Annotated in this window: 21 protein-coding genes; 16 read left to right on the forward strand and 5 right to left on the reverse strand. The window is 61.8% G+C overall.

Going from position 1 to position 21729, the window contains the following annotated elements:
• Positions 1–47: 47 nt before the first annotated feature.
• The 13 genes from Q4T40_04835 (at position 48) to Q4T40_04895 (ending at position 14634) form a co-directional block, all read left to right on the forward strand.
• Positions 48–1328 (forward strand): TRAP transporter large permease, encoded by a 1281-nt coding sequence (locus tag Q4T40_04835; protein MDT8900564.1) that lies wholly within the window; start codon positions 48–50, stop codon positions 1326–1328.
• A gap of 15 nt (positions 1329–1343) precedes the next feature.
• Positions 1344–1832 carry a TRAP transporter small permease gene (locus Q4T40_04840; protein ID MDT8900565.1) on the forward strand — a complete coding sequence of 163 codons (489 nt, stop codon included), beginning with the start codon at positions 1344–1346 and terminating at the stop codon, positions 1830–1832.
• Between the two features lie 38 nt (positions 1833–1870).
• Entirely contained in the window at positions 1871–3013 is a 1143-nt protein-coding gene (locus Q4T40_04845; protein MDT8900566.1) for an iron-containing alcohol dehydrogenase, read from the forward strand.
• Between the two features lie 38 nt (positions 3014–3051).
• Positions 3052–3813 (forward strand): 2-dehydro-3-deoxy-D-gluconate 5-dehydrogenase KduD, encoded by a 762-nt coding sequence (kduD, locus tag Q4T40_04850; protein MDT8900567.1) that lies wholly within the window; start codon positions 3052–3054, stop codon positions 3811–3813.
• A gap of 77 nt (positions 3814–3890) precedes the next feature.
• Positions 3891–4904 carry a zinc-binding alcohol dehydrogenase family protein gene (locus Q4T40_04855; GenBank protein ID MDT8900568.1) on the forward strand — a complete coding sequence of 338 codons (1014 nt, stop codon included), beginning with the start codon at positions 3891–3893 and terminating at the stop codon, positions 4902–4904.
• 76 nt (positions 4905–4980) lie between these two features.
• The gene (locus Q4T40_04860) at positions 4981–5625 is read left to right on the forward strand and encodes a bifunctional 2-keto-4-hydroxyglutarate aldolase/2-keto-3-deoxy-6-phosphogluconate aldolase (protein ID MDT8900569.1); all 645 of its coding nucleotides are present in this window, start codon (positions 4981–4983) and stop codon (positions 5623–5625) included.
• 18 nt (positions 5626–5643) lie between these two features.
• Positions 5644–6663: a sugar kinase gene (locus tag Q4T40_04865; GenBank protein MDT8900570.1), complete on the forward strand. Its 1020-nt coding sequence runs from the start codon at positions 5644–5646 to the stop codon at positions 6661–6663.
• A 166-nt stretch (positions 6664–6829) separates the two neighbouring features.
• Positions 6830–7897, forward strand: coding sequence for an HD-GYP domain-containing protein (locus Q4T40_04870; protein MDT8900571.1), 1068 nt, complete (start codon positions 6830–6832; stop codon positions 7895–7897).
• Positions 7898–8234: 337 nt separating this feature from the next.
• Positions 8235–9845: a DcuS/MalK family sensor histidine kinase gene (dcuS, locus tag Q4T40_04875; GenBank protein MDT8900572.1), complete on the forward strand. Its 1611-nt coding sequence runs from the start codon at positions 8235–8237 to the stop codon at positions 9843–9845.
• A complete protein-coding gene (locus Q4T40_04880; protein MDT8900573.1) occupies positions 9842–10546 on the forward strand; it encodes a response regulator in 705 nt (234 codons plus the stop codon). The genes dcuS and Q4T40_04880 overlap by 4 nt, the downstream gene beginning before the upstream one ends.
• Positions 10547–10746: 200 nt before the next feature.
• Positions 10747–12171, forward strand: a complete 1425-nt coding sequence (locus tag Q4T40_04885) for an anion permease (GenBank protein ID MDT8900574.1) — start codon at positions 10747–10749, stop codon at positions 12169–12171.
• A gap of 30 nt (positions 12172–12201) precedes the next feature.
• Positions 12202–13428 carry an NADP-dependent malic enzyme gene (locus Q4T40_04890; protein ID MDT8900575.1) on the forward strand — a complete coding sequence of 409 codons (1227 nt, stop codon included), beginning with the start codon at positions 12202–12204 and terminating at the stop codon, positions 13426–13428.
• Positions 13429–13767: 339 nt separating this feature from the next.
• Positions 13768–14634, forward strand: a complete 867-nt coding sequence (locus Q4T40_04895) for a methyl-accepting chemotaxis protein (protein MDT8900576.1) — start codon at positions 13768–13770, stop codon at positions 14632–14634.
• A gap of 69 nt (positions 14635–14703) precedes the next feature.
• On the opposite strand, the gene Q4T40_04900 is transcribed toward Q4T40_04895, so the two are convergent.
• On the reverse strand, positions 14704–15519 hold the full coding sequence (locus Q4T40_04900; protein MDT8900577.1) for a serine hydrolase: 816 nt from the start codon (positions 15517–15519) through the stop codon (positions 14704–14706).
• Between the two features lie 361 nt (positions 15520–15880).
• On the opposite strand from Q4T40_04900, the gene Q4T40_04905 reads away from it, so the two are divergent.
• Positions 15881–17065, forward strand: coding sequence for a CaiB/BaiF CoA-transferase family protein (locus tag Q4T40_04905; protein ID MDT8900578.1), 1185 nt, complete (start codon positions 15881–15883; stop codon positions 17063–17065).
• Between the two features lie 38 nt (positions 17066–17103).
• Here Q4T40_04905 and Q4T40_04910 read toward each other — a convergent pair whose 3' ends face one another.
• Complete coding sequence (locus Q4T40_04910; protein MDT8900579.1) at positions 17104–17673, reverse strand: CBO0543 family protein; 570 nt, start codon at positions 17671–17673, stop codon at positions 17104–17106.
• Between the two features lie 23 nt (positions 17674–17696).
• The gene (locus Q4T40_04915) at positions 17697–17843 is read right to left on the reverse strand and encodes a hypothetical protein (protein ID MDT8900580.1); all 147 of its coding nucleotides are present in this window, start codon (positions 17841–17843) and stop codon (positions 17697–17699) included.
• A 146-nt stretch (positions 17844–17989) separates the two neighbouring features.
• Between Q4T40_04915 and Q4T40_04920 the strand changes: the two genes are divergently transcribed.
• Together Q4T40_04920 and Q4T40_04925 are read left to right on the forward strand one after the other, a co-directional pair.
• Positions 17990–18466, forward strand: coding sequence for a universal stress protein (locus tag Q4T40_04920; GenBank protein MDT8900581.1), 477 nt, complete (start codon positions 17990–17992; stop codon positions 18464–18466).
• 112 nt (positions 18467–18578) lie between these two features.
• Positions 18579–19547, forward strand: coding sequence for an acyl-CoA dehydratase activase (locus Q4T40_04925; protein MDT8900582.1), 969 nt, complete (start codon positions 18579–18581; stop codon positions 19545–19547).
• Between the two features lie 39 nt (positions 19548–19586).
• Here Q4T40_04925 and Q4T40_04930 read toward each other — a convergent pair whose 3' ends face one another.
• Together Q4T40_04930 and Q4T40_04935 are read right to left on the reverse strand one after the other, a co-directional pair.
• Complete coding sequence (locus tag Q4T40_04930) at positions 19587–20672, reverse strand: hypothetical protein (GenBank protein ID MDT8900583.1); 1086 nt, start codon at positions 20670–20672, stop codon at positions 19587–19589.
• Positions 20669–21580: an acyl-CoA dehydratase activase-related protein gene (locus tag Q4T40_04935; GenBank protein ID MDT8900584.1), complete on the reverse strand. Its 912-nt coding sequence runs from the start codon at positions 21578–21580 to the stop codon at positions 20669–20671. The genes Q4T40_04930 and Q4T40_04935 overlap by 4 nt, the downstream gene beginning before the upstream one ends.
• Between the last annotated feature and the right edge of the window lie 149 nt (positions 21581–21729).

The raw sequence follows: 21729 nt of genomic DNA on the forward strand, positions 1-21729 counted from the left end.
CCAATTAAGCGGAGCAGGTCACTCTTAATAAGGAGATGGGACTGAGCATGCTTGCCTTGGCAATTTTCTTCGTCCTTGTCTTTTTTATGTTTGCAGGCATCCCGGTGGCTATCAGCATGGGCGTCACCTCGATGATCTTTTTCGCCTGCCTCGACGGCTTGCAGAACCTCACCATGGTCGCCCAGCGCATGTACTCCTCGACCACCGGCTTTACCCTGCTGGCTATTCCCTTCTTCATCATGGCCGGCAACCTGATGAACACCGGCGGCGTCACCACCCGCATCTTCCGATTCGCCGCCTCCCTGGTAGGCCATATCTGGGGCGGCCTCGGCCAGGTGGTAATCGTTGCCGCCGTCATCATGTCCGGCATGTGCGGCGCCGCCGTCGCCGAAGCCGCCGGCCTCGGCATGTTGGCCATGAAAGCCATGCCCGAGCGCGGCTTCGACCGCCGCTTCACCGCCGCCATCACCGGCGCGGCCGCCACCATCGGCCCCGTGGTCCCGCCCAGCATCCCCTTCGTAATCTACGGCAGCATCACCGGCGTCTCAATCGGCCAGCTCTTCCTCGCCGGCTTCCTGCCCGGCTTTCTTATGGCGGCCGCCATGGGCGTCGCCGTATACTTCATCTCCAGGCACCGCGGCTACCCCCGCCAGGAGCCGGCCCCTGTCAGGGAAATCCTCGCCAGCTTCAAAGAAGCCTTCCTCGCCCTCATGTGCCCGGTCATCATCATCGGCGGCATCGTCAGCGGGGTATTCACCCCCACCGAGGCGTCGGTAATCGCCTGCGTTTACGCCCTATTCCTGGGGCTGTTCGTCTACGGGGAAATAAAAATCGCCGACCTGCCCCGCATCGGCTGGGAAACAACCCTCTTCACCATCCGCATCATGTTCATCATCAGCGTGGCCGGCTTCTTCGGCTGGCTGCTCATCCACCAGACAATACCGCAGAAGGTGATCGCCGAACTCACCGCTCTCGGCACCGGCGCAAACGTCTTCATGGCCATCACCATCTTCGTTCTCCTCGTTCTCGGCTGTTTTATGGAAGGCATCGCCATCATCGTCATCACCGTTCCGGTCTTCATGCCGATCGTCTGCCAGTACGGCATCGACCCCGTGCACTTCGGCGTCGTCAACATCCTCTGCTCGATGGTCGGCCTCCTCACCCCGCCGGTGGGGATGTGCCTCTACACCATGGCCAGCGTAAGCGGCGAAGGCATCTGGGATCTTAGCCGGGAGCTACTGCCTTATATCCTCGGCATCTTCGGCGTTACCCTCCTGTGCGCGTTTGCGCCGGGAATAGTCCTGTGGATACCCCGCATGTTCGCTTAGAGGGGGCTGACACTGATGGAAGCGCTGAAAAACCTTGACAAAATACTGGGCTGTTTACTGCGCGGGGGCAGCGTCGCCCTGCTCGCCGCAATCTTCGTCATTCTCATCGCGAACGTCTTCGTGCGGTTCTTCCCCGTGACCTCCTTCGGCTGGTTCGACGAAATCATCGAAATGCTCATCGCCTGGTTCGTCTTCCTCGGCGCGGCCGCCCTGTGGCGGGAGAACGAGCACTTCGTCGTCTCCTTCCTGCCCGACCATCTAAAGGGCAAAACCGCCGGGCACCTGCTCGACATCGTCGTCAGCATCGTCAGCCTCGCATTCCTGGCGATATTCACCTATTACTCCCTTAACCTGACAATGCGCGCCCAAGACTGGACCCCGATCATCAACATGCCGAAAAAACTGCTTTACGCCAGTATGCCCTTCTCCGGGGCGCTCATGATCGTCTACAGCGTTCGGAACATCATCCGGAGCGGCGGCCGCCTGGTGGGGAGACAACGATAAACCGGAAACTTCTGCCAACAAACGGGAGAGGTGGTATAATGAAAGAACTGAGATTCCACGGCCGGTCGATCGTCACCGGACGCGGCGCCGTCGGATTCCTGAAAGACCTGCCCGTAGCGCGGGCCTTCATCGTGACCGGCGGCAGTTCCGTCGTCCGCAACGGCATGCTCGCCAAAATCCAAGACCTTCTGGCCGGTAAAGGCTGCCAGACCTTAGTCTACAGCGGCATACCCAAGAACCCGCCCGTCGAAACCGTCGTCGACGGCATCGCCCGCATGCGCGAATTCGCCCCCGACACCGTCATCGGCATCGGCGGCGGGTCGGCCCTCGACGCCGCCAAAGTCATGAGCGTCTTCTACGAGCACCCCGAACTCGACGTGGCAGCAGCCTTCCGGCAGGCCATCCCCCAGCAGCGGGAAAAAATCAGGCTCATCGCCATCCCCGGCACCTCGGGGACGGCCAGCGAAGTAACCTGCTTCGCCGTTCTCACCTATCGCGGCGAAGACCTCAAGGTAGGCGGCAAATCGCCGGCCTTCGTGCCCGACTACGCCATCCTCGACGTCGACATGACCCTGTCCATGCCCAGAAACGTCGCCGCCGAAACCGGGATGGACGCCATGGCCCACGCCGTCGAATGCTACACCAACCCCGCCCTCGACGACTTCACCGAAACCATGGCCGCCGGAGCCGTCGAAGGACTCTACCGTCACCTGCCCGCATCCTGCGCGGTCGGCGACGCCGCCGCCCGCGAGAAAGTCCACAACTACCAGTGCCTGGCCGGCTGCGCCTTCGCCAACGTCGGCACCGGCCTCGACCACGGCATCGCCCACGCCTTCGGCGGCAGATACGACCTTGGCCACGGCCTCTTAATCGCCGTCGCCCTTCCCTATGTCCTCGAATTCAACTCCCGCGATCCCCTAGTGCGCGAAAAACTCGCCCGCCTCGCCAAGCGGATCGACCGCGACGACTTCGTCGCCGCCATCCGTGAGCTCAACTCCCGGCTGGGCATCCCCGCATCCTTCAAAGCCCTGGGCATCAGCGAGGCCGACTTTGCCGCCGACTTCGCCACCCTGACCGAAAACTCGCTCAAGGGCTCGACCAGGGTCAACCCTGTCCCTGTTTCGACGGACGACATGCAGGTTATTCTACGCTCCATCTACGAAGGCCGGAGCATTCAATAACAAAAACGCGCACTGCGCGTACTAATGGAGGCGATCAAATGATTCTCGACCAATTCTCTCTCGCCGGCAAAGTGGCCATCGTCACCGGAGCCAGCCGCGGCCTCGGCGCCGGCATGGCCATCGGGCTTGCGGAAGCCGGCGCCGACCTCGTCGTCGTGGCCAGCAGCGCCCGCATCCACGATACAGCGGCCAGCATTACCGCCCTCGGCCGCAAATGCGTGGCTGTTCAAACCGACCTTACCGATGTCAAAACCGTCCCTGCGGTCATCGACGCCGCCCTGAAAAACTTTGGCAAGATCGACATCCTCGTCAACTGCGCCGGCATCATCCGCCGCGCCCCGGCGCTCGAATTCACCGAAAAAGACTGGGACGACGTCATGAACGTCAACCTTAAGACGATGTTCTTCATGTGCCAGGCGGCAGCCAAGGAAATGATGAAACAGGGCAAGGGCAAAATCGTCAACATCGCCTCCCTGCTGTCCTTCCAGGGCGGCATCATCGTTCCGTCCTACACCGCCAGCAAATCCGGCGTCGCCGGCCTTACCAAGGCCCTCGCCAACGAGTGGGCCGCCCACGGCATCAACGTCAACGCTATCGCCCCCGGCTACATGGCCACCGAAATGACCGAAGCTCTCCAGAAGAGCGCCGAACGGGCGCCGGCCATCCTCGCCCGCATCCCGCAGGGCCGGTGGGGAACGCCCGAAGACATGAAAGGCGCCGCCGTTTACCTCGCCTCCGCCGCATCCGACTACCTCCAGGGCCACGTCCTGGTCGTCGACGGCGGCTGGATGGGCCGCTAAACAGAAGCCACGCACCGAAAATAATCGTCGCATTCCCGCCCGCGGACACAGCGGCCGGGAACAGGGAGGTTTAGCGAGTGAAAGCAGCGATCCTTTACGGGCCCCATGATCTCAGACTGGTCGAAACTGCCATGCCCGTCCCCGCCGCCGACGGCGTCCTCATTCGCGTCAAAGCGATGGGCATCTGCGGCTCCGACCTTCACGCCTACCACGGCAAACTGGCCACCGTGGTCTACCCGCGGCTCATCGGCCACGAAGTCGTCGGCGAAGTCGTCGAAACCGGCAGCGCCGTCAGCAAAGTCAAAGCCGGCGACCATGTCGTCATGGACCCGGTCGTCAGCTGCGGCCGTTGCCCCGCGTGCCGTTCGGGCCGCGGCAACGTCTGCCGCGACGTCAAATGCATGGGTGTCGCCGCCGAAGGCGGCTGTGCCGAATACATCGTCCTGCCCGAAGGCAACGTCCACCTCATTCCCGCCGACATCCCCTGGAATGAAGCGGCGCTCATCGAGCCTTACACCATCGGCGCCCAGGTCACCAGCCGCGGCGAAGTAGCCCCCGGCGACACCGTCCTCATCATGGGCGCCGGCCCCATCGGCCTCGTTGTCCTCCAGGCCGCCAAGCGGCGCCGCGCCAAAGTCATCATCACCGACGTATCCGAAGGGCGGCTCGAGCTCGCCCGCCGGCTCGACGCCGACGTCACCGTCAATCCCCAGAAGCAGGACCTGGCCGTTGCCGTCAGCCAGTTCACCGACGGTTACGGCGTCAACGTCGCCGTCGACGCCGTTGGCCTGCCCGAACTCTTTGCCCAGGCGGTCGAATTCACCGCGCCCACCGGCCGTGTCGTCATCCTTGGCTTCAACCCCACCCCGTCCCATGTGTCGGAGCTGCCGATCACCCGCAAGGAACTCGACATCCGCGGCTCGCGCATGCACGCCGGCAAATTCCCCGAAGTCATCAGGTGGTTTGCCGCCAGGGAAGTTAAAACCACGCCCCTGATATCCCACCAGTTCCCGTTCGAGAAAGTCAACGAAGCCTTCAAGACACTCGAACAGGAACCCGACAAAACCTGCAAAGTAATCATCACCTTCTAAGAAAATGGCAGCGGTCGGCGGCTTGCCGCCGACCGCTGCCATAGCCGACATAGCTTTGAGGAGGAATCCGACAATGCTGTCAAGACAAGCCGTGGTCCAGAAAATCGCTCAAGCGGGTCTCGTAGCCGTCGTCCGGGCCGAAAGCTCCGAACAGGCCGCCAAAATAGCCGACGCCTGCATCGCAGGCGGCGTCGCGGCCATCGAAATCACCTTCACCGTGCCCGGAGCCGCCGACACCATCAAAGACCTTTGCCGCACCTACAAATCGGGCGAAATCATCATCGGCGCCGGCACCGTCCTCGACCCCGAAACCGCCCGTATCGCCATTCTCGCCGGGGCCCAGTACGTAGTAAGCCCGAGCATCAACTTCGAAACCATCAAACTCTGCAACCGCTACCAGATACCCATAATGCCCGGCTGCGGCACCATCAAGGAAATCGTCGAAGCCATGGAAGCCGGCGCCGACGTCATCAAAGTATTCCCCGGCGAAACGCTTGGCCCCACCTTCGTCAAAGCGGTCAAAGGCCCGCTGCCCCAGGCGCCCCTCATGCCCACCGGCGGCGTCAGCCTCGACAACGTCGCCGACTGGATCAAAGCCGGCTGCGTGGCCGTAGGTGTCGGCGGTAACCTGACCGGCGGCGCCAAGAAAGGCGACTGGCAGTCCATCACCGCCATCGCCAAGGAATTCGTCGCCAAGATCCGTGCCGCCCGCGGCCAATAGGAAGGAGAGAGCACACCAATGAAAGCAGTAACCTTCGGAGAAATCATGCTTCGGCTGGCCCCCCCCGGCTACCTCCGCTTCGAGCAAGCCGCCTCCTTCGAGGCCGTCTACGGCGGCGGCGAAGCCAACGTTGCCGTATCGCTCGCCAACTTCGGCGTCCCCGCCGCCTTCGTCACCAAAGTACCCGACAACCCCATCGGCCAGGCGGCCATCAACGAAATGCGTCGTTATGGCGTCGACACCGCCTATATGCTTAAAGGCGGCGACCGCCTCGGCATCTACTTCCTCGAAAAAGGCGCCTCCCAGCGCCCCTCCAAAGTCGTCTACGACCGCAAACTGTCCGCCATCTCCCAGGCCAGGAAGGAAGACTTCGACTGGCCAGCCATCTTCAGCGGCGCCGACTGGTTCCACTTCACCGGCATCACCCCCGCCCTCGGCGACAGCGTCGCCGAAGCCGTCCTCGCCGCCTGTCAGGCCGCCAAGGCCGCCGGGCTCACCGTAAGCTGCGACCTCAACTTCCGCAAAAACCTCTGGACGAGCGAAAAAGCCGGCAAAACCATGGCCCAGTTCATGCCCTACGTCGACGTCTGCATCGCCAACGAAGAAGACGCCGAAAAAGTCTTCGGCATCAAAGCCCCCGACAGCGACATCGTCGGCGGCAGCCTCAGCCACGACGGCTACAAAGCCGTCGCCGAAGAACTCAAAAAGCGCTTCAACTTCACCGCCGTCGCCATCACCCTCAGGGGCAGCATCTCCGCCTCAGACAACAACTGGGCGGCCATGCTCTACAAAGACGGCGAATTCCACTTTTCCCGCACCTATCCCATCCACATCGTCGACCGCGTCGGCGGCGGCGATTCCTTCGCCGGCGGCCTCATCTACGCAATGCTGAGCGGCTTCGCCGCCAAAGACGCCCTCGAATTCGCCGTAGCCGCCTCCTGCCTCAAACACTCCATCGAAGGCGACCATAACCATGTCACCGTCGCCGAAGTCAAAACCCTCGCCGGCGGCGACGCCTCCGGCCGCGTTCAGCGCTAATCATCCATATCTAGCTACTCGGGCACCCCGTGCGGGGTGCCTGTTCTATTGCCTGTCCCGCAAAAATCCGCCCCTGGGCCTACGATATTATGTAAAAAAACGTACTTTAGTCCCGTTGTTATTATCAAAACCGTATGGTACCCTTAACGTAGGGGAGGTGTAAGCCGTGCTGTGGATTACAAGACACCATTTGCTCTCCGAGGTTCAGACCGGCATGATCCTGGCAAGGCCGGTCGTATCGGACGACATGAGCATCCTGCTCAACGAGAACACCGTCCTTACCGACTCCATGCTTGCCCTGCTCAAAACCTGGCAAATCCAGTCCCTGTACGTCAAGGAAATCATCCGCGAAGGCGGCCATAACATCTCCGGCTTCGGCTCCGAACAGGAAGCCTTCGGCAGAAACTACGCCGACATCGTCCGCACCCTCAAGGATGTCTTCGAAAAGACCCGTTACTTCAAAGAAGTGCCCCTGGGACAGGTGCAGGAACTGGCCGACCAGACGATAGAATCACTGGTCAACGCCACCGGCGTCATCAGTCACCTTGCCAGCGTCCGGGCCGCCGACGACTATACCTTTCGCCACTCCCTCAACGTCGGCGTCATTGCCGGGCTGCTGGCCAAATGGCTGAAATTCAGGGGCAAAGGTCTGCGCGAAATCGTTCTCGCCGGACTCCTCCACGACATCGGCAAAACCCAGGTGCCCCTGGAGATACTCAACAAGCCCGGGCCGCTGTCCGGCGAAGAAATGGCCGTCATCGAGGAACACCCGATTAAAGGCTACAAATTGATCGAAGACACCGACCTCATCCCCCAATCGGTCAAACTGTGCGTACTGCAGCACCACGAGCGCCTCGACGGCAGCGGCTACCCCCTGGCCATCGCCGGCAAAGAAATCGCCGACTACGCCCGCATAATCGCCGTCGCCGACGTATATGACGCCATGACCTCCCGGCGCGTCTACCGCGGAGCCCTCACCCCGTTCAGCGTCATCGCCGAAATATTCGCCGAAATGTTCATCAGACTCGACCCGGCGGTCGCCCTGCCGTTCATCAGTCATGTGCGCGACTCGCTCGTCGGTTTCCTGGTCCGTCTCTCCGACGGCACGGAAGCCAGAGTCGTATACCTCGACAAAGATAGACCCGCCCAGCCGGTCGTAAAACTGGCCGGCGGCGACTATATCGATTTGGAGAAGAGGCGGGATCTCACCATCACCGAAGTCATCGCTAGCTGAAAACTCGGCCGCTGATAATGCCCCGTCTGCGGCGTTGCTCCCCGTCTGCGGCGTTGCTCCTCGGCTGCCATCCTCAGCGTACGTACGTGTACGCGCGATGCTGCTAAATCGGTCCTGTGCAAACAACGCATCTAAACATTGTCGCTGAGGCAACGGTGGCGTCAGCCTCCGGTGCGCCTTGCATCCGGAGCATTCTGAGCGGCCTCAAACTTGATAAAAAGAACCTAAAGGCGGCGGAAGTCGCCTTTTTATATTGTCTTAAAAGGGGGGGAGGGGGGAGGAGGATTATTCTTTTATGAGGCGAAGGAAATGATAATTTCTTCCGAAGGAGAGAATCATGCGCACCGGCAAACCCTACCTCAACCTCCAGACCAAGATCGCCATCCTCGTCTGCGGCGTCGTCGCATTGGCGCTTCTGGTCACCAACATTCTCATCACCCGCCATATTGCCGCCACCGTCGAAGCCGGCATCGGCGAGAACGCCGCCGACATTGCCCGCATCATGGCCAGGTCGCCGCTCGTCATCGCCAGTTTGGAAGGCGGCCCTGGAACGCCGGACATCCGGGCATTCGCCAAACGCATCCGCAAAGCCACCAACGTCGAATTCATCGTCGTCATGGACATGAACGGCATCCGCAAGACCCACCCCAACCCGACGATTATCGGCCAGCATTTCGTGGGCGGCGACGAAGTAGCCGTGCTCAAGGAAGGCCGCGAATACACCTCCGTCGCCAAGGGTACCCTCGGCCTGTCGCTGCGCGCCTTCACTCCCGTCTTCGCCGCCGACGGCCGCCAGATCGGCGCCGTAGCCGTCGGCATTCTTCTTCACGACATCGAGCGGGAAATCGACCGCGCCCGCTCCATCATCTACCTCGCCGTCGGCGTGGGTCTGCTGGTCGGGGTCATCGGCGCGCTCGCCCTTGCCGCCAACATCAAGAAAACCATGTTCGGCCTTGAGCCCTTCGCCATCGCCCGTCTCGTCGAGGAGCGCAACGCCACCCTCCAGTCGGTCCGCGAAGGCATCATCGCCGTCGACAAAGAAGCCCGCATCACCGTCGTCAACGACGAAGCCAAGCGCATCCTTAGCAAAGCCGGCCTGGACGTCGACCTCATCGGCCGGAAAGTCACCGAGCGGATCGCCAACACCAGGCTACAGGAAGTGCTCGAAAGCGGCCGGGTAGAGCTCGATCAGGTGCAGAACATCAACGGCGTGGAAATACTCACCAATCGCATGCCGATAAAGGTCGACGGGCAAGTGGTGGGCGCCATCGCCACCTTCCGCGACAAAACCGAAATCCGCCTGCTCGCCGAGCAGCTCACCGGCATCCGCGCCTACGCCGAAGCCCTCCGCGCCCAGACCCACGAATTCATGAACAAACTTCACGTCATCCTCGGTATGGTCAAAATGGAATGCTATGATCAGCTTGCCGCCTACATCAACAGCATCGCCCAGGCTCGCCGCACCGAAACGGGATTCGTCACCGCCCAGATCCGCGACCCGGTCCTGGCCGGCTTTCTCCTTGGCAAACTCAGCCGGGCGCGGGAACTGGGAGCGGAACTTGTGCTCGAACCGTCTAGCTGCCTGCCCGCGCCCGCCGACCCGGAAACCGTCCACGAACTCATCACCATCATCGGCAACCTCGTCGACAACGCCCTCGACGCCGTCGCCAACGCCAACCGCAAACGGGTCGCGCTCCAAATCGCCTACGAAGGCGGCGAACTGACCATCGCCGTCACCGACAGCGGGCCAGGGATAGATCCCGGCGTCAGCGACGCCGTCTTCGCCAAAGGGTTCTCCACCAAGGCCGACGACCGCGGACTGGGACTCTACCTCGTCAAATGCAGCCTCGACCGCCTTGGGGGACGCGTCAGCCTCGCCGCCGGCGACGACGGCGGCGCCCGCTTCACCATCACGATACCTTATCATCCGGTGGAGGGAACAGTATGATAAAAGTCCTCATTGTCGAAGACGACCCAATGGTAGCCGAATTCAACCGGCGATACCTCGCCAGGACCGAAGGCTTCGAGCTCGTCGCCGTCGCCTCCTCGGGCGACGAGGCTCTGGACATCATCGCCCGCGCGAACGTCGACCTCGTCCTCCTCGACATATTCATGCCCGGCAAAACCGGACTCGAATTCCTCGGCGAAATCCGCCGCGCCGGCCGCGGAGTCGACGTCATCGTCGTCACCGCCGCCGCCGACCGGGGCAGCATTCAGCAAGCCCTCCAATACGGCGCGGTCGACTACCTCATCAAGCCGTTCGAATTCGAACGGCTCAACGCATCGCTGACCGCCTACCGCGAACGGATCAGGCTCATGCGCCGCAGCGACGTCCTCAGCCAGGCCGACCTTGACCGCCGCATCCTTCACAAAGACCTGCCGGCCCGGGCTGAACTCCCCAAGGGACTCGACCGCAACACCCTGCGCCGCGTCTGGACCCGGATCGCCGCCACCGGCGGCGCCGCCTTCTCCACCGGAGACATGGCCAGCGCCGTCGGCATCTCGCGCGTATCGATGCGCAAATACCTCGATTTCCTCACCCGGCAGGGGGTTCTGCACGTCGAAGCCGTGTACGGCGCCGTCGGCCGGCCGGTCTACAAATACCGCTGCGTCAACGCCGACGAAGCCCTGGTGGCCAGATACTGGTGACCGTCCCGCTTACATTAGTTACACAACTGTGATTTTAATTGCAAAAATGTTAACAAACTAACTGAAGATAGCGAAAACCGCGACCCGGGCAGTAATATTGAAATGATGAGGGGCTGGCAGTGCTCGCGCCTAACCTGGCCGGCATCATTTCATAACCTGGCGCGCACGGCAGCCCGAAAGAAGATACAGGAGGGTTTAACATGAACAAAGACCTCGTTCGGGCAATCGTGACAGTCGCCGTCGGCGCGGTCATCTGGTTCGCCCCGGTCCCCGCCGGAGTCAAGCCGCAGGCTTGGCACCTGTTCGCCATTTTCGTGTCCACCATCCTCGGCTTCATACTCCAGCCGCTGCCGATGGGCTCGATAGCCGTCATTAGCCTTACCTTCACCGCCCTCGTCGGCATACTCAAACCGGGCGAAGTGCTCAGCGGCTTCGCCAACGGCACCATCTGGCTCATCGTCGCCGCCTTCCTCTTCGCCCGCGGCTTCATCAAATCCGGGCTTGGCCGCCGCATCGCCTACAAATTCATGAGCATCCTCGGCGGCAGCACCTTGTCGCTGGGTTACTCCCTCGTGGCCAGCGACCTTGTCATCAGCATGGCCACCCCCTCCAACACCGCCCGCGCCGGCGGCATTCTTTTTCCCATCGCCCGCAGCCTCAGCTCCGCCTTCGGCTCCGAACCGGGAGACGCCCCCCGCCGCTTCGGCTCCTACATGATGCAGACCGTCTACCAGGGCAACGTCGTCACCTCGGCCATGTTCATGACCGCCATGGCCGGCAACCCCCTATGCGTCGAGCTCGCGCGCAAAACCCTCAACATCAACATAACCTGGATAGACTGGGCGGTGGCCGCCATCGTCCCCGGCCTCGTCTCGCTTATCGTCGTTCCCTACCTGCTCTACCTCATCTACCCGCCGGAAGTCAAAAAGACACCGGAAGCCAAAGAAATCGCCGCCGCCGAACTCGCCAAAATGGGCCCCATGTCAGCGGCGGAAAAAATCGTCGCCGGCGCCTTCGTCCTCGCCCTCGCCCTGTGGGTTGCCGCCGGCCTTCAAAAGGCCATTCCCTGGGCGCCGAACGTCAACGCCACCATCGTCGCCCTGCTCGCCGTTTCCATCATGCTCGTCACCAGAGTCCTTGATTGGAAAGACGTCCTTGAGGAAAAAGGCGCCTGGGACACCCTCATCTGGATGGGCACCATCGTCGGCCTGGCCGGCTTCCTCGCCAAACTCGGCTTCATCCCCTGGTTCGCCAAATACGTCAGCGCCAACATCGCCGGCGTAGCTTGGGTACCCGCCCTGGCCATCCTCCTCGTCGTCTACATGTACGCCCACTACGGCTTCGCCAGCCTCACCGCCCATATCACCGCCATGTACGCCGCCTTCACTGCCGTCGCCGTGGCCGCCGGCGCGCCGCCCATGCTGGCCGCGCTCTCCTTCGCCTTCCTCTCCAACCTCTGCATGTCCCTCACCCACTACGCCGCCGGTCCGTCGCCGATCTTCTTTAACGCCGGCTATCTCGACCAGGGCACATGGTGGCGGCTCGGCTTCATCGTTTCGGTGGTAAACCTCGTCATCTGGGCCGGTCTCGGCTCGATGTGGTGGAAAATTCTCGGATTGTGGTAAAACTAGCCGTACAACAAGACAAGGGGGAGAATTATGAACATCCGGGAAGAAGCGCTCAATATCCGGCGGAAACACCAGGGCATCCTCGGGATGGCGGCCAAAGTGCCGCTCAAGAACCGGCAAGACCTAAGCATCCTCTATACTCCGGGGGTGGCCGAACCCTGTAAAGACATCAAAGCCGACAAAGACCTCTCCTTCGAAATAACCTGCCGCGGCAACATGGTCGCCGTCGTCACCGACGGCACGCGTGTCCTCGGCCTCGGCGACATCGGACCTGAAGCCGGCCTGCCGGTCATGGAAGGCAAGGCCGTCCTTTTCAAAACCTTCGGCGACATCGACGCCATCCCCATCTGCCTCGACACCAAAGACCCGGACAAGATCATCGAAACCGTCAGACTTCTCCAGCCCAGTTTCGCCGGCATCAACCTCGAAGACATCTCCTCCCCGAAATGCTACGACATCGAAGACCGGCTGAAAGAAATAATGGACATCCCCGTCTTCCACGACGACCAGCACGGCACCGCCATCGCCGCCCTCTCGGCCGTCATCGGCGCCCTCCGCTTCGTCAAAAAAGACATCAAAACGGCGCGGATAATCGTCAACGGCGCAGGCGCGGCCGGCACCGCCATCGGGCGGCTCCTGGTAAACGCCGGGGCCGCCAACCTCGTCATGGTCGACGTCAAAGGCGCCCTCTACGACGGCATGGAAGGCCTCAACCGCGTCCAGGCCGAACTGGCCAGGAACACCAACAAAGACAAAAAACAGGGCGACCTGGCCGCCTTCGCCCAAGGGGCCGACGTCCTCATCGGCGTCTCGGGCCCGGGCCTCTTTACCAAAGAAATCATCGCCGCCATGGCCAAAGACGCGATCGTCTTCGGTATGGCCAACCCCGTCCCGGAAACCACCTACGCCGACGCCAAGGCGGCGGGAGCCAGGGTGGCGGGGACGGGGCGCTCGGACGCCCCTAACCAGGTTAACAATGTCACCGTCTTCCCCGGCATCTTCCGGGGGGCTTTGGACGTAAGGGCGCGCCAGATCAACGAAGAGATGAAGCTGGCGGCGGCCTACGCCATCGCCGACCTGCTCCCCGAGAAAGACCTGAGGGAAGACTTCGTCCTCGTCGACGCCTTCGACCCGCGGGTAGCGCCGGCCGTGGCCGCGGCGGTCGCTAAAGCGGCCATCGAAACCGGCGTGGCGCGGGTGAAGGCCGACCCGGAAGAAATACGCGCCCGCACCGCCGCCAGGGTGGGGCGGTAGAAGCAGCGGGATTGTATCAGGCAGGTCCCGGCAACTCAAAGAACGCAAGAAGGCCGAGGGTTACTCCTTCGGCCTTTACATTCCTATAATTCCTCGCTTGCCCTTACTGCAAAATAGCCTTTACCCGAATCAGCGCGCAGGAATGATCCCGCCGACGTAGAAACAAACAGACAAAACAGGCTTCAGGCCTATCGGCGCCAGCCAAGCTTACCTGCCCGCGGGCGACGCCTTGCGGCGTTCGCCGGTAGCGGACAGGCTGCCCGGCTTGTTTGCGGCGCAACGGCGGAAATATGGAGCCGTTTGTGGTTGCGACAAGAACAAAGGGAGAGGATTAACACCATGAATGCAGGAACCGAGACCACCGGCCGCCGCTCGGCGGCGGAAATTCTCCACATGTTCGCCGAAATCGCTCCGTACCTGAACAACGCCGTCGCCGGCGATATCGGCGTGTCGGTCATCAAAGACGGAGTATACATCGCCTACGCGCCCGCCGACTCGCTGAACCTCGGCAACAAGGTCGGCGACCCCGTAAAAGGCAAGGTAAGCCTCAGATGCCTGCAAACCGGCGAGACCATCTCGGAAATCGTCACGCGGGAGAAATCCGCCTACGGGATACCCTACGCCGCCTGCGCCCTGGCGATCAAGGACGGCGACAAAGTGGTCGGCTGCGTCACCACCACCCAGAACATCGACAAACAGGAAAAAATCCAGGCTGCGGCCAGCGATCTGGCCTCCTCGGCCGAAGAACTCACCGCCGGCATGCAGCAGCTCGCGGCCGGCGCCCAGACCGTAGCCTCGGCCAGCCACGACCTGGGCAAACTCGGCCAGGAACTGGCCGGCGCCGCCAAACAGACGGATGACATTGTCGCCTTCATCAAAAACATCGCCGACCAGACCAACCTGCTGGGACTAAACGCCGCCATCGAAGCAGCCAGGGTAGGCGAACTGGGCCGCGGCTTCGGGGTGGTTGCCGAGGAAGTCCGTAAACTCGCCACCGCCAGCTCGGAATCGGTCAAAGAAATCACCACCGCGCTCAAGACCATCCAGAAATCGGTTAACGCCCTTGCGGACAAAAGCGGCACCATCGACGGCAATATCAACTCCCAGTCCGTCTCCATCCAGGAAATGGCCAAAGCCAGCCAGACGCTCGCCGCCCTTGCCAGCGAACTCACCCAAGTGGCCGCGGCACTATACGACAACCGTTGATCCGCGAACAGCCAGACAAGCAGAGGGCAACACGCCGACCGCCGGCGGGTTGCCCTCTGCTCGCGGAACCTATTTCGTCCGCAACGCGTTATACGAAGCGGCGGAAGTGTGGGCGATGAAACTGCTGGCGTATGCCTCCGGCCGGAGGGTTGTCGCGAAAACGCTGATAAGAATCTTGTCCCGACCGTCGTCGACGATGCCGACATCGCACAGCAATCCGGGCAGCGAGCCCACCTTGTGCATCACCCTGCTTCTTTGCATGAAGCGGGGAATCTCCTCCCGGAAAACGGTATTCGCCAGCTCCTCTTTCAGAATCGCCGACATTTCCTTGCCGAGATAAGCTTCGTTGTAAATCGTTTCGAATACCGTCGCCATTTCGCGGGGCGTCGTCACGCTGTGGTACCCGTAGCGGTTAAAAGCCTCGCCGCTGTTGACCCTCGTGTGGGTCAGGCGCAGATCGGCAAGCACCCTGGTCAGGGCATCCGGCTTGCGGGCGGCGATCTCGTCGAGGAGGCGGTAAAATGACGGGTTGTCGCTCGTCACCATCATCGCCTTGATCGCCCGGTCATACTCGCGCCGCTGCACCGGAGCCGCTTCAGAGTACAGGTAGCGATAAACGGCCAGGGCCACGACCAGCTTGTTGGTCGAGGCAGTCGGGAAAATCTTATCCGCATTTACCCCTACCGTCCGGCCGTCCCCGAGATTTTTGACGAAAACCCCAGCCTGCCCGTCGAACCGCTCGACCGCCAAGTGGATGCTCCGCGCCGGATCGGTCGGCGCGCCCCCCGCCTGCGGCTCCGGCGCAGGCTTCGGGGCAGGCGGCGCCTGTGCGCAGGCCGACAAAAACACCGTTAGCAGCAAAGCCAAACACAATCGTTTATTCATCGCCGCCACCTCACCACCGCCCCCGGAGGAAAAAAAGCTCCGAGGACGAATAATAGCAACAACACACCGGCATTGCCCGGACGAGCCGGGCAGCCGCCTCTAAAGTGTGGCTGCCCGGCCCGGAAAATATACCGGACCCGGCGGCGGCAAATACTTCAATACCCGGCTGGGTCTTGTGCGTGGCGCCGGCAGCGTTCAATTTCCGGATAGTATTTTATCATTCCGGTCAGTCCACAGCCACTACGCCAGTCACCTTCAGACCGAGTGCATGCGTACCGTCCGACCGGCCGTATGACGGACAGGACGCCACCGCAGCCAGCTAACAGGGGGCGGCATCATAGAATTGCAAGGAGGAGAATGCATGAAACCGCTCAAGGACATCGTTGTCCTCGACCTCACCCGGGTGCTCGCCGGCCCCTACTGTGCCATGGTGCTGGCCGACTACGGCTGCGACGTCGTCAAAATCGAACCCCCGGGCGAAGGGGACGACTCCCGCGCCTTCGGGCCGTTCGTCGGCCAAGAAAGCGCCTACTTCATGAGCCTCAACCGCAACAAGCGCTCCATGACCCTGAACCTGAAAAAGCAGGAAGCCCGTGACCTCTTCAAGGAAATGGTCAAAAAAGCCGACGTCGTCCTCGAAAACTACCGTCCCGGGACGATGGAAAAATTCGGCCTCGGCTACGACGAACTCAAAACAGTCAACCCCCAAATCATCTACGCCGCCTGCTCGGGCTTCGGCCACACCGGCCCCTACGCCCAAAAACCCGGCTACGACATCCTTGCCCAGGCCATGGGCGGCATCATGAGCATCACCGGCCCCGAGGGCGGCGAACCCGTGCGCGTCGGCGCCTCCATCGGCGATATCATCGCCGGACTCTTCACCGCCATCGGCGTCCTCATGGCCCTTCACCACCGGACCGTGACCGGAGAAGGGCAGAAAATCGACGTATCCATGCTCGATAGCCAGGTGGCCATCCTCGAAAACGCCATCGCCCGCTACTTCGTTTCCGGCTCCGCCCCCAAGCCCCTCGGCACCCGGCATCCCTCCATCACCCCTTTCGACGCCTTCAAATCCAAGGACGGCTCCATAATCGTCGGCGCCGGCAATGACCGGCTGTGGGAAAAACTGTGCGACATCATCGGTTGTCCCGAACTAAAGGCTGATGAGCGTTTCAAGAGCAATTCCCAGCGCACCCAGAACTTCCAAGAACTGTACCCCTACCTCAACGACGCCTTCCGGGCCAAAACCACCGCCGAATGGATAATTGACCTCGAAGCCGCCGGCATACCCTGCGGCCCCATCAACCCCATCGATAAAGTCGTCGCCGATCCGCAGGTTCTCTGCCGCGAAATGATCGTCGAGACCGACCATCCCGTGGCCGGCCCGGTCAAAATGGCCGGCGTGCCGATCAAGATGTCGGCCACTCCGGGCGGCGTCGACAAACCGGCCCCCACGCTAGGCCAGCACTCGGCGGAAATACTCCGGGAGCTTCTCGGGCTCAAGCCCGAAGAAATAGAAAACCTTCGCAAGCGGCAGGTACTTTGATAACACCGGAAAGGGAGCAGGCAGAGCCTGCTCCCTCCTTAACTCGCGGATTTACCTTTTGGCGCCGCGAAAACTTTGCCAACCAGCCATTTTAGGACGACGCCGATGGCGACATAGATCGGCAATCCGTAATAAGGCTTCCAATGCAACGGGGTATATAGACCCAGCCAAATGAGGGCCGGTTCGGCCGCCAGCGTAAACAGCACGGCGACCACGAAAAGAACGGCGACAAACCGCTTCCAGGCGGGGAAATATTGATAAACGAGCATATATATCACCGGCAGCGCGGAAAGATTCACCTCCTCGAACCGCGGGAAAAGCGGCGCTAGCTCTGTCGGGTAATACCAGACCCCCAGCTCGTAGCCGATATGATCGAGCGTCTCGGCGGCGATCAACACCCACGAACCGTACAGCGCCAGCTCCGGCAACCGGTCCCTCTTCGCCAGCCGCGCGAAAATGATCCAGGGAACGATAAACATCGCCAGTTGTATCCACCATCCGGCGCTCAGGAAATCCTGCTCCAGCCAGGACTTGATGTCCAGGTCGGTCATCTTTTCCTGCAGCTCCATCATCAGCTTATCGTCCTGGGTCAAACCCCTGGCAGTCACATTGCCTCCCGGGCCGCAGACACTCAGACGCCCCCTTGGTCGCGGACATCATCGGCGTGCAACTTGGCAATTTCGTCGACAAGATATTGTTTCTCCCGTTCCCGGTAAACATGGCCGGCCACTGTCGCGATCGTCACCCCTACGGCGACGCCGAGCAAAAACCGCAGCATCAGCAGTCCCTCCTTCTTCGGATAAGAGTATTATGCTTAGCCGGGAGGTTTTTATATGCATCGCAGAACTGTTCCCCGGAAGGAGAAGGAACAGCCTGCGGGGAATAAACATAAGATAGTTACCAACGCTGCGAAGGAGGAAACCGATGAAGAGAAACATCCTGTTGCCCTTCGATGGCTCGACTAACGCAATTGCCGCCCTGCAGCAGGCCATCATCCTGGCCAAGGCCCTCGACGAAGAAGTAATCCTGCTCAACGTCCAGCCAACCTTTCACACCGCCCACACCAAACTATTCTTCAACGAAAACGAAATCCACGAGTACCAGCTTCAACTCTGTCAGGAGACGGCCGACCCGGCGATACAAATCCTGAAGGACAGCGGAGCGTCCTTCGAAGTCCGCCTGCGCGTCGGCGTCCCCAAAGACATCATCGTCCAGGAAGCGTCCCGGGAAGGAGAAGACGGGGTCCGTCTGATCGTCATGGGCTCGCGCGGCCTCAACCCCATCATCGGCGCCTTCCTCGGCACCACCAGCTACGGCGTCCTTCAGGAAGCGCCGTGCCCGGTCCTCATCGTGCCCTACAGGGAGACGGAGGAGCCGGAAGCCGGCCCACAACTTCCATAGAATAGCAAAGTCTAAAGAGTGCCCGGCAGGCACTCTTTTTTCTGTCGAATACCTCGCCGGTAAAAAGGGGAAAATAACAAGGTGTGATGCAAAAACCGGGAGGTAAAGAAGCTTGAAAGTATATCTCGGCGTCGACGTAGGCTCGGTCAGCACCAACATCGCCGTAGTGGATGCTGCGGGAACCGTCCTCGACACCGTCTACCTGCGCACCCACGGCAGGCCGGTCGCGGCCATCCAGCAGGCCCTCCGGCAGACGCGGGAACGGAATCCCGCCCTTGCCGTGGCCGGGGTGGGCACCACCGGCAGCGGCCGCCACCTCGCAGGCGTCGTCCTCGGCGCCGACAGCGTCAAAAACGAAATCACCGCTCATGCCGTCGCCGCCATGCACATCGTCCCAGACGTCAGGACCGTCCTGGAAATAGGCGGTCAGGACTCGAAAATAATCATCATCAGGGACGGCGTCGTCACCGACTTCGCCATGAACACCGTCTGCGCGGCCGGCACCGGCTCGTTCCTCGACCAGCAGGCCGCCAGGCTGGGCATCCCCATCGAAGAATTCGGCCGCCGCGCCCTCGAAGGCGCCTCGCCCGTCAGAGTCGCCGGCCGGTGCGCCGTATTCGCCGAATCCGACATGATCCACAAGCAGCAGACCGGCCACCGGATCGCCGACATCCTCAGCGGCCTGTGCCAGGCGCTCGTCCGCAACTACCTCAACAACATCGGCAAAGGCAAACCCATCGACAGCCCGGTCGTCTTCCAGGGCGGGGTAGCCGCCAACGCCGGCATGCGGCGGGCCTTCGAGGAAACGCTCGGCTGCCCGGTCGTCGTTCCCGACCATTACGGCGTCATGGGGGCCGTCGGCGCCGCCTTGCTTGCCCGGGAGCAGGTCGACGGCGGCCCCACCGCCTTCCGCGGCTTCGACCTTGTCGACTATCGCTTCCGCACCGCCGGCTTCGAATGCGACGGCTGCCCCAACATCTGTGAAGTAGTGGAAATAAAACTGGACGAACAAGTAATTGCCAGATGGGGCGATCGCTGCGGCAAATGGACAAACAGCGTTCAAAAGCCCAGCAGAAAATGAGGTTCCCGAATTGCCGGAAGCCGTCTAGAAGGCTGAACCTTATAGGCGGCTTCCCTCTTTTTTTCTCTTGATGCAATCCACGAACGCCTCCAACCTGGTGGCTATCCCCACATCGCTGGCGTGCTCGTCGATGCTCAGCGTCAACAGCGGCAGGCCGTAATCGGCGGCGATATTCTTCAGCGCGTACTGGGCGACGATCTCGGGCATGCAGCCGAACGGAAAGACATGGATGATCCCGTCGTAGCCCTGCCGGGCGCTCCATAGCGACGTGCCCACCGACTTGAGGCCGTCGCCGCCCACATGGTGGTTGAAATACGGCCTGGCCTCGTCCAGGTATTCGCGCTCCTCGTCGAACAGGCCGAAGGTCTGCAGCAGCGTCTTGGCGTACGCCCAGCCGCCGGTCCGCACGAACTTCCTCACCTCCACGCCCTGCTTGACCAGGGCGTTTTCTATCCAGCGGTTGGCATAAGGCTCCAAAAGCACGTAAAACTCGCCCACCAGCGCCACCCTCGGCGGCTGAGGCGCATCGGCGCGGCAGTAAGAGCTCATTACACTGACGATCAGATCGCGGCTGTAATTAACCTCGGCGAAGCTCTCCGCGCCGGCGATCTCGCCCGTGCCGTACTCGCAGATGTCTACGACCCGTTCTGGTACGTCCGCGCGGGGAGCGAAACGGTTCTTGGCGTCATTGACGGCATCGAGCGCCCGCAGCTTCTTGACCGCCAGAGCGATGCTCCCGGCCACCGTCAGGCGACCCGCCGACGGAGCCGCGCGACGGAGAAAACGGTACATATCCGGCAGCAGCCGCTCGGTATCCAGCGAGCAGAACGCGATCTCCCGGCCCTGGGTCAGCGCGGTCCGCTGCACCGCGCCGTAAAAGCCGAACCGGCACTTGCCGGCCCCGCACATCGTCACGATCGTATCGGCGCCCCGCTCCAGCCCTTCGAGGAAATTGCCCATATTCAGTTTGTAAGGCAGGCACACCCCCTCGGGAGAATGGAGCGTCCCCAGCTCCACCGTCCGTTTGCTGATCGGCGGCGCCTCCGTTACCTCGATCGCCAGGCTCTCCAGCATGTGGCGGACAGGTGCGCTCATATAGCCCATATACGGATAAGTGACCTTCATTTACGCCGCCTCCATTCCACCAGGTCCCAGAAAGCCTCCACCCGCGTCGCCACTCCCGCCCGGCCGGTATGTTCGTCCACATTGAGAATCAAATACGGTTTTCCGCAACCCTTAAGCACCCGGTACTCCAGAAACTCGTTCACCAGCGAGTCGGGTCCGCAGCCGAAGCACGACACCAACACGAGACCGGCGATATCGGGACGGACGGCGAAATACCTTGTCGCCCCGGCCAGCTTCGCCGACAGCTGCCAGTGCACCTCAGGCGCGAACCTGCCGGCTTCCGCATACAGCGCCCGCGCGGGTACGTCGTCCGGCGTGACCGTCGCCACAGACCGCGCCGCCAGCAGCGACAAAACCTCGCCGCCCAGGAACGGATCGCGCAGGATATAACTGTGGCCGATTACCGCCACCTTCGTATCCGCCGCGACGCCTGGTCCTGCCGGCTGCGTCCGCCAAGCCGCCAACGCCTGGCGGAGGCTCGCCAGACCGGCGAAAGTCGACCGCCCCACAGCCCCCGCGGCGGTCCGCACGGCGTTAATGCCGCACAGCGGCCGGCGGCCGTCGACATCGGGGGCGATCACCCGGTCCGCGCTAAGCCCGAACGTATTCCTCACGATATCGGGCAGGCCGGCGAATTTGGCGCACAGGTAATAATCGCGGTGATAGCAGGCGATGCGGGGCACGAACAGATGGCTCGAGCAGCCCAGAAGCGACTCCGCATGGCCGAGGTACAGCTTGAGAGGCAGGCACGACTCGTCGACAGCGAGGGAAGTGCCGCGGTCCAGAAGCGTTTTCGTCGTCGCCGGCGAAACGCTCACGGCGACACCGAGATTGGAAAAGAAACTCTGCCACAGCTCACCGAACTCATGGAACAGCAACGCCCGGGGGATGCCGACAGAAATGGTCATGGCTCCTCCCATCTTTACTTATTATTCATGAAGCGGTGGCGCGGTCGCGTACTCACATTAGCTAGTATTGGGACGGCACTTCTTTTTATTACTGGAAGTTCCCGCCGCCCCGCCTGGCAGAAGCTGCATATTCTTACAAGCCCGGCAAC

This window comes from Selenomonadales bacterium 4137-cl (genome assembly GCA_032334055.1).
Taxonomy (GTDB): Bacteria; Bacillota; Negativicutes; order Sporomusales; family UBA7701; genus Anaeroselena; species Anaeroselena agilis.